The organism is Butyrivibrio sp. AE3009, from assembly GCF_000420845.1.
Taxonomy (GTDB): Bacteria; Bacillota; Clostridia; order Lachnospirales; family Lachnospiraceae; genus Butyrivibrio.
Map to the genome: position 1 here is coordinate 63,389 of NZ_ATVS01000007.1, position 12,038 is coordinate 75,426.

9 protein-coding genes are annotated in these 12,038 nt (G+C 46.8%); 7 read left to right on the forward strand and 2 right to left on the reverse strand.

Going from position 1 to position 12,038, the window contains the following annotated elements:
* The first annotated feature begins 23 nt into the window (after positions 1–23).
* The gene (locus G588_RS19325; RefSeq protein WP_022777768.1) at positions 24–1,988 is read left to right on the forward strand and encodes a heparinase II/III domain-containing protein; all 1,965 of its coding nucleotides are present in this window, start codon (positions 24–26) and stop codon (positions 1,986–1,988) included.
* Here the strand turns inward: G588_RS19325 and G588_RS21315 are convergent.
* Positions 1,975–4,530: a bifunctional diguanylate cyclase/phosphodiesterase gene (locus G588_RS21315; RefSeq protein WP_051139908.1), complete on the reverse strand. Its 2,556-nt coding sequence runs from the start codon at positions 4,528–4,530 to the stop codon at positions 1,975–1,977. The two genes, G588_RS19325 and G588_RS21315, sit on opposite strands and share 14 nt — an antisense overlap.
* Before the next feature lie 204 nt (positions 4,531–4,734).
* Between G588_RS21315 and G588_RS0105560 the strand changes: the two genes are divergently transcribed.
* Genes G588_RS0105560 through G588_RS0105575 form a run of 4 tightly spaced genes read left to right on the forward strand, consistent with a single transcriptional unit; the run spans position 4,735 to position 9,228 of the window.
* Positions 4,735–5,865, forward strand: a complete 1,131-nt coding sequence (locus tag G588_RS0105560) for a glycoside hydrolase family 88 protein (RefSeq protein ID WP_022777769.1) — start codon at positions 4,735–4,737, stop codon at positions 5,863–5,865.
* A 30-nt stretch (positions 5,866–5,895) separates the two neighbouring features.
* Positions 5,896–7,953 carry a DUF2264 domain-containing protein gene (locus G588_RS0105565; RefSeq protein WP_242830341.1) on the forward strand — a complete coding sequence of 686 codons (2,058 nt, stop codon included), beginning with the start codon at positions 5,896–5,898 and terminating at the stop codon, positions 7,951–7,953.
* 19 nt (positions 7,954–7,972) lie between these two features.
* A complete protein-coding gene (locus G588_RS0105570) occupies positions 7,973–8,539 on the forward strand; it encodes a GNAT family N-acetyltransferase (RefSeq protein WP_022777771.1) in 567 nt (188 codons plus the stop codon).
* Positions 8,536–9,228, forward strand: a complete 693-nt coding sequence (locus G588_RS0105575; RefSeq protein ID WP_022777772.1) for an epoxyqueuosine reductase QueH — start codon at positions 8,536–8,538, stop codon at positions 9,226–9,228. The genes G588_RS0105570 and G588_RS0105575 overlap by 4 nt, the downstream gene beginning before the upstream one ends.
* A 10-nt stretch (positions 9,229–9,238) precedes the next feature.
* Here G588_RS0105575 and G588_RS19335 read toward each other — a convergent pair whose 3' ends face one another.
* On the reverse strand, positions 9,239–9,682 hold the full coding sequence (locus G588_RS19335) for a PH domain-containing protein (RefSeq protein WP_022777773.1): 444 nt from the start codon (positions 9,680–9,682) through the stop codon (positions 9,239–9,241).
* A 145-nt stretch (positions 9,683–9,827) separates the two neighbouring features.
* Here G588_RS19335 and G588_RS0105585 point away from each other — a divergent pair, with 145 nt between their 5' ends.
* Both G588_RS0105585 and G588_RS0105590 read left to right on the forward strand, forming a co-directional pair.
* Positions 9,828–10,535: a LytR/AlgR family response regulator transcription factor gene (locus tag G588_RS0105585; protein WP_022777774.1), complete on the forward strand. Its 708-nt coding sequence runs from the start codon at positions 9,828–9,830 to the stop codon at positions 10,533–10,535.
* Between the two features lie 31 nt (positions 10,536–10,566).
* The gene (locus G588_RS0105590) at positions 10,567–11,874 is read left to right on the forward strand and encodes an ATP-binding protein (protein ID WP_022777775.1); all 1,308 of its coding nucleotides are present in this window, start codon (positions 10,567–10,569) and stop codon (positions 11,872–11,874) included.
* Positions 11,875–12,038 lie beyond the last annotated feature (164 nt).

Sequence of the window (12,038 nt, forward strand, 5' to 3'; positions counted from 1 at the left end):
CATATTCTTTGGGGTAAAAAAGTATGGGAACAGCTACGAATTCCGTTCATGAGAGCTTAACAAAAGAATATCTGGGAAGGGCGGGAAACTGCGGCATCTACGACAGATATCCCGATATTTCAGACAGAACTGCCTGGGAAGGACTCCCGCACCGGGTCAAAAAAGAGCTTATAGAAGAGGGTGAAGAGGCTCTTAAGGAGCCCTGGACCGAGCTTCTGATCTCGGATTTTATGACTTTCAAAAGAACCGGTAACAGAGTAAGGTTCGAGGATAAGTATTTTCCCAGAAGAAGGAAACTAAATAAGCTCGTAATGGCAGAGTGCGTTGAGAATAAGGGGCGGTTCCTTGATGATATTCTGGACGGACTCTACCTAATATTGGAGGAGACCACCTGGTGTCTTCCGCCCCATACCAGCTATGAGAGAGACGCAGAGCAGGAGATACTTCCCGATGTCACCAGGCAGATCATAGACCTGTTTCAGGCAGAGAGCGGCGCTGAGGTGGCCTTTATAGAGTATCTTCTTCGCCCTGTATTTGATAAGATAAGCCCTCATATCGGAATTTATGTCAATGAGAGGCTTAAAGAGCGCATCTTTGAGCCCTATCTTCGTCAGCATTTCTGGTGGATGGGAGATGGGCAGCAGACCATGTGCAACTGGACTCCCTGGATTACCCAGAATGTTCTTATATGTGCACTTACAAGAGAAGAGGACTTTTTTACCGTAAAAGAGAGACAGCAGTTCCTGGAAAAAGCTGCTGAATCCTGCGACTATTTCCTTGATGAATACGGAGAGGACGGTGGCTGCAACGAGGGAGCCCAGTATTATTCCCATGCGGGACTGTGCCTCTTCGGATGTCTTGAGCTTATGGACTGTTCATTAAAAAGCCCTGAATTCTCAGCTATATACAAGGAAAACAAGATTAAGAATATCGCCGGCTTCATTGTAAAGATGTATGTGGGAGAGGGATACTATGTCAATTTCGCAGACTGCAGCCCTCTGGCAGGAAGGCGCTGCGCGAGGGAGTTTCTCTTTGGCAGGGCTGTTGGAGATGATGTACTTGCTTCTTTTGCTGCGGAGGATTACAGAACAGCACCAAGGAAGGACAGGCTTATATCCGGTGAGATCAATCTCTTTTACCATGTGATGCAGGCCTTTGCTGCCGGTGAGATGGAGAGTTTTGCTACAAGCGATGAGCTTCCTAAGGACTGCTACTTTGACAGCATGGGACTGATGATCGCCAGGGACAAAGTGTTTACTCTTGCAGCCAGGGCGGGAGATAACGCAGACTCCCACAATCACAATGATGTGGGCTCCTTTACTGTGTACAAGAATGGCAGGCCCTTTGTCATTGATCTTGGCGTTGGGACCTATACGGCCAAGACCTTTTCAGACAAACGCTACGAACTGTGGACAATGCAGTCCCAGTTCCACAACCTTCCTACTTTTGCGATGAGAGAGGTTGGAGATGTGCTGGGCACAGACCCTGCTGCGGATGCTAATAACCCTGATATCATCATGGAAAGAGACGGCAAAGAGTACTGCGCAACGGATGTTAACTGCATACTGTGCACTAATGTAACCGGCAGCAATGGTAAAGAAGTTAGTTCTCTCAAGATGGATATCAGCAGCGCCTATGCGGTGGGAGATAAGATAGGAGACTTGGATTTTTCCTATGAGAGGACCATTGCTCTGTGCAAGGGAACGGGAGTTATCGTAACAGACAAATACACCGGACAGCTGCCGGTGTATATGAGTATCATGACTTATATGAAGCCTGTTATTTCCGGGGATTCCTTTGGCAAAGCAGTAAATATAGATGTGGGAGACCTTGGAAGTATCCGGGTTACGGGAGGCGTCAAAAAAGTGCGGATAAGCGAATATCCCATAACCGATGCCAGATTGTCCGCAGCCTGGAAGGGCAGTGTGTATCGCATTTTGCTGGAAATGGACGAGACAGCGACTGATTACGAGTTTAGGCTTCTTTGAGCTTTCTCTTGTTTTCGTACATTTCTATGTCAGCCCGCGAGAAAACCTCCGACACAGTTGTATCGGCGTTAAATCTGGATACACCGGCTGCGATGACCACCGTTCCTCTTTCTTTGTTTTTCAGGTTGTTGGCCTCAAAGCGCTTCATTATGGAGTCGATATTGTTGTAGTCGCTGCCCTGTACAATAACCGCGAATTCATCGCCGCCCACACGAAATACCGGGCTGTGCTTGAAAAAGTTACAGATTATGCTGCAGCCGCTTTTGATAAATTCATCTCCGGCCTGATGACCTAAGGTGTCGTTTACCTGCTTCAGGCCATTAATATCAAATACTGCAATTGCAAAAGGTGACACTTTATTTGCGGATATCTGAGCGTTAAGAGTTTCTTCCGTGTCAGCATAGGCATGCTTGTTTTTTACACCGGTGAGTTCGTCCAGAATTGCTTTGTTTTCCACAGCAAAAAGGTGTTTCTCATATTCCTGTTCACGGCGAACGCGCTCATCCACATCGATGACACCGAAAATAAGTTTTTCATGATCATCTTCGCTGACCCAAACGGCACGCGCGATCACATAGTTTGGTCTGCCCTGGATGTTGAGTCTGTGGCTGTGTTCAAATATGCCTCTTGTCGCGATGGTTTTTATGATGTTTTCTTTGGTAAAGGCTGACAGGAAGCTGTTATAGTCTTCATGATAAATTCCTTTCGAACTGTTCTTTATTACTTCGTTAAAGAAGTCATCACCTTCATCCTCCATTCCCATATCCGTTATGATACCTGCCGGAGTAAATCTGGTGTAATGGCCGGTTTCCGGATCTACGGTGTAGATATAAATATAATCACCGGAGAGAGCGCCGATTCTTGAATAGACCAGCTGTTCTTCCTTTGCAAGGCTGATTATCTCGCGGTTTTTGATCAGCTCATCTACATCGCTGACGCCCATGATGATATGCTTTTCATCGCTGCCGACTCGGACAATCTTCAGGCTGACATAGGAGAGAGAATCGCCTATTAATACTCTGGTAACAAGGGAAAAGATGCCGTTATTATTAAGGGCATTCATGATTTTTTCTTTGGTAAAATCCTTGATGAACTGCGACTTATCTTCTTCCTGCATAGTGACATCGAAGTCCGGCCTGGTCAGGTCAAAGAAGTTTGTTCCTTTCGATTTTAATGTTATATCTCGGCGTGTACCGTCAGATATGTATTGGGAGAATTCTTCTGTATCCAAATCAACAAAGTACAGGGATATGTAATCAGAAGACAGAGTTCTGGCAATGTAATTGTAGGTAAGGTTGTCTTCGGAAATCTTATCTGAAATTGACAAAATAGCAATAGCGATGGCGCTGCATCCGGTAACGGGATTCTGAGCGATCCTTCTGATAAAAAGCTGCAGACTTCTTCCGTCCGGAAGACGGTCATCGACAATAAGCCGGTTTCCGTTCTTTGCGCACTGCCTTATCTGTGTTAAGGTATAGTATCCGGGGCCGGGTTTTATGGATGAAAACTCAAAGGAAGAGCTCTTTCTCATACCCGGAAGAGCAGCGGCTTCAAATTCCTTGAAGCTTTTGTTGCTTCGAATTATTTTTATCTGTTCATCGTCCATGGAAATGATGATCATCGGTAAGGTGTCAAAATAGTCTTTTAACCCGTCGCTTTCGCTCTTGGAAAAAGAAAGATCATAGAGGCTTATCTTGCCAAGCTGCTCGTAGTATTCACTCTCTGCGGGATTCTCAAAGCCTATCTGAATGCCTTCCTCGTTCCTTTTGATGATCTGAGCAAGGGAAAGCGGAGTGGTGTAGTAAAAACCCTGAAGCTTAGTGCAGCCGATCTCCTTCAAAAAGTCTGCCTGTTCTTTGACTTCCACACCTTCGGCAACGGTGTCTATACCAAGGGAGAGGGCTGTCTTAACAAGTTCTGTAAGAATAATCTGACCGTCAACGCCATCCAGGATCTTATCTACGAATATTTTATCAATCTTTAAAAGGTTGAATTTGATCTCGAGCAGGATAAGCAGTGATGAATAACCGCTTCCGTAGTCGTCCATCCACACCTTAATACCCTGGGACTGGAAGCGTTCAACCTGAGTCTTCATGAACCCAATATCTCTCGAAACAGTTCTCTCCGAGAGCTCCACAGACAGTTTATCTCTCGAGAGCCCGGAAGCATCAACTCTTTTTACGATTTCCTCCACCATGTCGCAGCACTCAAAATCCGAAGCGGCGAGATTGATGGACTCAGGAACTATGAAAAGACCGCGTTCGCCCTGGCCCTTCATCTTATTAAGGACCATTTCAACCATATACAGATCAAGTTTGTGGGTGAGTTTTTCTCTTTCGAGCACAGGAAGAAAGTCAGCTGGGCTAAAGGTTCCTTTTTCGGGATCTTCCCATCTGGCGAAGGCTTCCTCATCGGATACAAGGCCGCTGGCGGAGCGGATAAGTGGCTGATGATAAGCCTTTATCCATTCCTCTTTGATGGCTCTGTCAAGATTGTCGATGAAGTACTGATCGGTTACCTTTTCTTTGGCTTGCGTTTTCAAGGCTGCAGCTCCGTGGATTATGACTTGACAAACGGTTTACAGTATATATTTTATCAGATTTAAATTGGGGGGGTAAATTTTATTTGATTTTTTCTTTTTTTTAATAAATATACAAATAATAATTAAAGATTTGCATACTATTGATCCCGAAACAATAGTAGTATTAAAGAAGTATAGTCTATGAATAAAACAGGAGAATTTCTTATGAGTACTGATTGGAGCAGGATAGCTGACAAGATTATCAGAAAAGAGGAGAAGGTGGCTGCAAGAAGCAGAGGTAAGATTCCATACACCGCAGCCGGACATGTTTTTGACGATAAATCGGATAAAAAGGATATCTGCTGGTGGACTAACGGCTTCTACGGCGGAATGATGTGGCAGCTCTATCACGCCACAGGCAATGAGCTGTTTCGTGAGTGCGCGGAAAAGCTTGAAGTTAAGATGGATGCCGCATTCATGGATTATAACGGAATGGACCATGATGCCGGCTTTCGCTGGCTTCCAACGGCTGTCGCAAATTACAGATTGTCCGGTAGTAAAGAGTCCAAAAACAGAGGACTTCTTGCTGCGGCAAGCCTTGCAGGCAGGTTTAATTTGAAAGGCAACTTCATCAGAGCCTGGAACGACTGGGGCGATGACAGGGATACAACAGGCTGGGCAATTATCGACTGCATGATGAACCTGCCTCTTTTGTACTGGGCATCTGATGTTCTTAAGGATCCCAGATTCAAAGACATCGCAGTAGCACATGCGGATACAGCCATGGAATGGTTTATAAGGGAAGATGGATCCGTGAGGCATATTGTAGGCTTTGATCCCGTGACCGGAGAATTTGACAGAGAATACGGCGGACAGGGCTATGGCGAGGGTTCTTCCTGGACCAGGGGCCAGACCTGGGCTCTGTACGGCTTTACGCTGAGTTTCATACATACAGGCGATGAGCATTATCTTGAAACCGCCATGCAGGTTGCAGACAGATTCTGCAGCCGAATCCCTGAAGACGGCCTTATCCCCGTTGACTTCGACCAGCCCGCAGAGCCTCATTACATCGACTCCACGGCAGCAGCCATCGCATCCTGCGGACTTCTTACTCTTGAAAAAGAGCTTAAGGAAAAAGATCCTTCCAAGGCTGCCGCATACAGAGCCGCCGCAGAGAAGATGCTTTCAGCCCTTGATGAAAAGGACTGCGACTATGATCCGGAGCATGATGAGCTTCTAACAAGGTGCTCCGCTTCCTATCATGATAAGGACCATGAATTCCCGATTATCTACGGTGACTACTATTACATTGAAGCCATCTGGAAATTGACGGATAAGGAACTGTTTATCTGGTAATACGCAAAAAGTAATCACAATATGGACTTTATGGAGAGAGACAGAATGAAGTTTGAACCCAAACACCTGGACTTTGAGCTCAGCCCTTTTACAGGTCTTACAAGAGATACCTGGATAGATGCTGCAAAATATCTTCTTTCGGGAATATTTAAAAATATAGAAAATATCGAAGCTCCCGTGGTTATGCCAAGGTATGAGACCAAGATCACTTACCCTTCCAAGGATGCTCCCATGTGGCGCATCAAGGCCGAGTACTTCGAAGGCCTTGCCAGAAGCTTTTTTATCGCAGCGCCTCTTATCCATATAGAGCCGCAGCTTACCTTAAACGGGATTAATATTCGAGATTATTATAAAAAGCAGGTTCTCTGCGCCGTAACTCCCGGGGAAAAGAATTATGTACTTAATTATTCGGATATGAGAAAGCTTGATGCTTCGAACAATCCCAATGCCTGCTATCAGCAGACCGTGGAGACCGCAGCCCTTGTTATCTGCCTGTGGCTGTCAAGGGATGAGATCTGGGATACCTACACCAAGGAAGAGAAGGATAGAATAGCAGCTTTTCTCACCGACTTTGCACATTCCAATACCGTGCCCCAGAACTGGCGCCTTTTTAACATGCTGGATATGGCTTTTCTGTACATGAATGGATATCCCATTGACGAGGATATCATGAGAGACCACGCCCAGAACATCCTCGGCTACTATGTGGGAGATGGCTGGTACAGGGACGGACAGTGCTTTGACTACTATTCCTGCTGGGCCTTCAACATGTACACCGCCATCTGGAACAACTGGTACGGTTATGAAAAAGAGCCCTATATCGCGTCAAGATTCGAAGAAAACTCCAACGAACTTATGAAGACCTATCCTGACTTTTTTGACAGGGACGGCTTTACCAATATGTGGGGCAGAAGCGGCATATACAGAAACGCCGCCACCGGCGCTTTTGACGGGAATCTCCTTATGAGAGAATCCTCCATAGATCCGGGCCTGGCCAGAAGGATCTGCTCCGGATCCCTTCTTCAGTTCCTTACAAGGGACGATTTTCTCTGGGAAGGAGTGCCAACCCTTGGCTTCTACGGCCCTTTTGCACCTCTCCTTCAGGGCTATTCCTGTGCTGAGTCACCCATGTGGCTGGCCAAGGCCCTTTTGTGCCTGCATTTTCCAAAGGACCATCCCTTCTGGACCGCGAGAGAGAGCGGCGGCACCTTCGAGCAGCTGAAAAAGAATGAAACAAAGGTCACAACCCTTGATGGCCCCGGACTTTGTTTTGCAAATCACGAAGCCAACGGGATAACAGAGCTAAGAACCGCCAAGGTTATGAAGGCCAAGGATGATGAGCACGGCATGTGGAACTACAGCAAATTGGTATACAGCACCAAGTTCCCCTGGGAGAGTAAGCCCGCTCCGGACGTGGAATCCCAGCAGTATGTCCTTGAATTTCTTCCGGAGAAAAAATATCACAAGGGTAACGTAACCCTCTGGCACGGAGAATCAGACGGCGTTCTCTACAGAAGGCAGGTCTTTGACTACGAGATGGAGACCGAGGACCACTGGCGCACAGTGATGAATCTGGCTGACTTCGCAGTGCCCTGCGGAATCTTCAGAGCCGATAAGATAAGAATGTACAGAAGGCCCTTAAGGCTCACCCTTGGAAGCTTTGGCTTTCCCGACAACGGTACCGAGATCATCCACAGGGAGATGGATGGCTACAAGGCGGTTATCCTGAAAGGATATGACCACACCGGAAAGGAAAAACAGCTGGCCTTTACCATCATGGACGGCTGGAGCGATATTAAGATAATAAACAGCGAGGGTACCAACCCCGACAGCCGAAGGTCAATAGTCATTTATGCAGAGACTGTGAGGGATAAGCAGTACGGCTACGAGCCATATTTTCTTTTTTCCCAGACCATTACCAAGGAGAGCCTTGAGGACTTCTCTGAGGATGAGATATTCCCTGTGGACAGCATAGTTTACACCGATCCTCAGGGCTGCGGCGGCTACGGCCCTGTTACCATTAACTTCAAGGACGGCACGAAAAAAGTAGTTGATTTCTCGCAGATTGAGAGTAAACTTTCTCTATAATGAGAGAGGATGAATAATTATGAAAAAGGATATCTACATAAGGGAGGCCCTTCCTTCAGACGCTGAGGGACTTCTTGACATTTACCGATACTATGTTGAGGATACCGCCATCACCTTTGAGTACGATGTGCCTTCAGTAACTGAGTTTGAGGGCCGCATCCGTAAGACCCTGGAGAAGTATCCCTATATTGTGGCAGAGGACAGGGAGAGCGGTAGACTCCTTGGCTATTCCTACGCTTCCCCCTTTAAGGAGAGAGCGGCCTATCAGTGGAGCGTTGAGACCACCATCTATGTGGACAAAGACTTAAAGAGAGCCGGTCTTGGAAGACTCCTCTATAACGAGCTGGAGAAAAGGCTGGCTGACATGGGAATACTTAATGTCAACGCCTGCATCGGCTACCCCAACGGAGCTGAGGATGAGCATCTTACCTATGACAGCGTAAGATTCCATGAAAAGCTCGGCTATTCCATGGTGGGCGAATTCCACCAGTGCGGCTACAAGTTCGGACGATGGTACAACATGGTCTGGATGGAGAAGATGCTGGGAGAGCACACAGACACACCCAAAGAGATTAACCTTTTATGAACAAAAGAAATTACTCCAAAGAACTGGAAAAGAAAATAGAATCCTTCGCAAACAAAAGCCAGAGGCCAAGGCTACTCCTTCATGCCTGCTGCGCGCCCTGTTCTTCTTATTGCCTTGAATACCTGCGTGAATACTTCGACATCACAGTCTTTTTCTACAATCCCAATATCACCGAGGACGAAGAGTATAGGAAGCGTGTGGAAGAAGAGAAGAGACTCATCGCTGCCTACAACAGCCAGATCGACAGCGGCAATTTTGAGGGCATGAATTCCACCGACAAGGCCGGCAAGATACAGATCCTTGAAGGTAACTACGAGCCCAGGGAATTCTTCGAGACGGTAAAAGGGTATGAGCTGTGCCCCGAAGGCGGGGACCGCTGCAGGATATGCTTTGAACTGCGACTTGGCGAGACCGCCAGGATCGCAGCGGCGGAGGGCTTTGAGTATTTTACCACCACCCTCACCATCAGCCCGTTAAAAAACGCCGACGTCCTGAACGAAGTAGGCGAACAGGCCGCGGCGCAGATTAATTCAGACTGTGGACAGGAGAAGGTTCATTTCCTTCCCTCTGATTTTAAGAAAAAAGAAGGCTACAAGAGATCAATAGAGCTCTCCAGGCAGTTCGACCTCTACAGGCAGGACTACTGCGGATGCGGCTTCTCCAGACAGGAGAGGCACCCTCAGGACTAAGCCTTACGACTTATATTTCGTCCATCTCGTCAATGTCATGAACATCGCTGGCTCCGAAGCCGATGTTCTGCATGCTGACGGTTCTTCTGCGAAGCCTTGCGCTCTCTGAGGCCTGAAGGATGAAGTCCTTGATCTCACGGCCGTGCTTGATGTTCTTCATGACGATGGTGCGGTCAGTAACATCGGAAGTATAGAGGATGATGGTGGACATGCCGCCGATTCTCTGCATGAGAGTACTTGTGATCTCAACATCACTTATCTTGTACATATAACAGTCGTTTTCTCTGACTGTAAAAAATCCCTTGATGATGGTAAGTACATTATCGCGAATCTCATATTTGGTGAAGGTCCAGGGAAGACCAAGGAAGAGCCATCTGCACCTTTCTGTGTAGCGAAGCTCGCCCTTGGCCTCTGTGGATTCTGCGTACTGATCGGGATTGACTATTTTTGCCATTTGCATTTGTCTCCTTTAAAATATGTTGGGAATAGATAGCATTAATTATATCCTATTTATGCAGCGGCAGAAAGTGTTGTATAATACAATTGATAGTGCGCAATACAAAATATACATAAACGCAGTAACGACAACGGGAGAAAACATGATTCAGCTTGCGATTGTTGAAGACGAGGATTCCTACGCTTCTCAGCTGACGGAATACATAAATAAATATCAGGCGGAAAGCGGGAACTACTTCAAAATAACCAGATTCTCCGACGGAGATGAGATCACCAACGGCTACAAGGGCCAGTTTGACATTATCCTGATGGACATTGAGATGAAGCTCATGGACGGAATGATCGCAGCCGAGGAGATCAGAAAGCTTGATCAGGACGTGGTCATCATGTTCATCACCAACATGACCAACTACGCCATCAGAGGCTATCAGGTTGACGCCCTTGACTATGTGCTCAAGCCCGTCAGCTATTTCGCTTTTTCCCAGAAGCTTGGCCGTGCCATCGGTAAGATAAGGAAAAAGGACGTCAAATATATTTCCATAGAAATGTCCTCCGGTGTTAAAAAGGTGGACGTGGACAGTATCTTCTATATAGAAAGTGAAGGTCACAACCTTGTTTTTTACACTACCAGCGGAGAGTTCTATATTCGGGGAAAGCTCTCGGACTATGAAGAACAGCTTGCCGCCTATGGTTTTTTCAGGAGCAACAAGGGATATCTTGTGAACCTCAAGTTTGTGGACGGTGTTGAGAAGGGGAGCTGCCTCATTGCAGGCAAGCAGCTTCTTATCAGCAGAGCCAGGAAAAATGATTTTATGAGCGCCCTCACCGACTATATGACCTCGATTATGTAGTTGATACGTCGGGCAGGATACGGAGACGTAAATGGAACTGGTTTATCAGGATATACCAAGAATATATACAGCCCTTGCGGAGTGGCTGGCCTGTTTTGGCTATTGCCTGGTCCTTAAGAGGAAGGTCAAGAACGAGGACTTTATCCTCTTTACGATACTGTCGCTGGTAGTTCAGAGCATGTTTCTGGTGCTGACCAAAAGCCTTCCCGTTTACTTATGGGTGCCTTGCATGGGGATGGCGGTGGCCTTTATGTATGTGTATATGTATGCAACCTGCGACGCAACCGTCAATGTCATTGGCTATTACTGTGCCAGAGCGTTTCTTTTGGCGGAGCTTGCAGCTTCCCTTGAGTGGCAGCTGGCCTGCTATTTTTACAAATACAACAAGTCTATACTGCTGCAGTTACTTCTCCTGGTAGTGGTCTACGGAATTGTTTTTACCTGGGCTCATTACATGGAAGTCAGCATGATAAGGGGCATTTTCCAGCTGGAGATCAATAACAGAGAGCTGTGGGCTGCCATCATCATTGCCGCTGCGGTTTTCGCCTTCAGTAATCTTAGTTTTATCGTCAAGAATACCCCTTTTTCAGCCGGAGTTGTGGCGGATATCTTCTATATAAGGACCCTGGTGGACGTGGCCGGGATCATGATCCTCTACGTGTATCAGAGCCGTATCTGCGAGCTTCTTGCGGAAAAAGAGCTAAGGAACATCCATGCCATGCTCAAGGCCCAGTACGACAAGTACCGCAACTACCAGACCACCTTTGAACTCATCAACATGAAATATCATGACCTTAAGCACCAGATAGCGGGGCTTCGCGCCGAGATGAGCGATGAGAAGAGAGAGGAATGGCTCAATTCCCTGGAAGCAGAGCTGGAATCCTACAGTCCCGAGCTGGAGACGGGAAACAGCGTTCTTGATACCCTTATCGCCGGCAAAACCATGAACTGCAGGGCCAACAATATCAAGATAACCTGCGTGGCGGAGGGGGACGTCCTTGATTTCATGCACGTTGCGGACATCTGTACCATTTTTGGCAATGCCCTTGATAACGCCATTGAGAGCGTCTCTCTCATAGATGACCCGGAGAAGCGCCTGATACACATGGCCATCTCACAGAAAAAGAACTTCATCGTAGTGCAGATATCCAATTACTGCGAGAATACCATCACCATGAAAAACGGCTATCCCGTCACCACCAAGGCTGACAAGGGAAACCACGGCTTCGGACTTAAGAGTATCAGATATACAGTGGAGAAGTATCATGGAACCCTGAATTTTGCCCTTAATGACAACTGGTTTGAGCTTAAGATACTTATCCCACAGGGAAACCATTGATGATTTTGGAAAAAGAATAATTCTACCGTTTATGACAAAAATCGTACCGTTTGTGACAAAAACGGCACGATTTTTTTTGCGTGATAATCTATAGGTGTAATGGCGCGTATGTATGTGCGCAAAATTTATAGTTTCGCTTCCTGACCAGTTGCGAACACTAAAAA

Excerpts from the sequence above, each read along its gene's own strand:
- G588_RS19325 (WP_022777768.1), top strand. The coding sequence starts at position 24 with ATGGGAACAGCTACGAATTCCGTTCATGAGAGCTTAACAAAAGAATAT.
- G588_RS0105560 (WP_022777769.1), top strand. The coding sequence starts at position 4,735 with ATGAGTACTGATTGGAGCAGGATAGCTGACAAGATTATCAGAAAAGAG.
- G588_RS0105565 (WP_242830341.1), top strand. The coding sequence starts at position 5,896 with ATGGAGAGAGACAGAATGAAGTTTGAACCCAAACACCTGGACTTTGAG.
- G588_RS0105570 (WP_022777771.1), top strand. The coding sequence starts at position 7,973 with ATGAAAAAGGATATCTACATAAGGGAGGCCCTTCCTTCAGACGCTGAG.
- G588_RS0105575 (WP_022777772.1), top strand. The coding sequence starts at position 8,536 with ATGAACAAAAGAAATTACTCCAAAGAACTGGAAAAGAAAATAGAATCC.
- G588_RS19335 (WP_022777773.1), bottom strand. The coding sequence starts at position 9,682 with ATGGCAAAAATAGTCAATCCCGATCAGTACGCAGAATCCACAGAGGCC.
- G588_RS0105585 (WP_022777774.1), top strand. The coding sequence starts at position 9,828 with ATGATTCAGCTTGCGATTGTTGAAGACGAGGATTCCTACGCTTCTCAG.
- G588_RS0105590 (WP_022777775.1), top strand. The coding sequence starts at position 10,567 with ATGGAACTGGTTTATCAGGATATACCAAGAATATATACAGCCCTTGCG.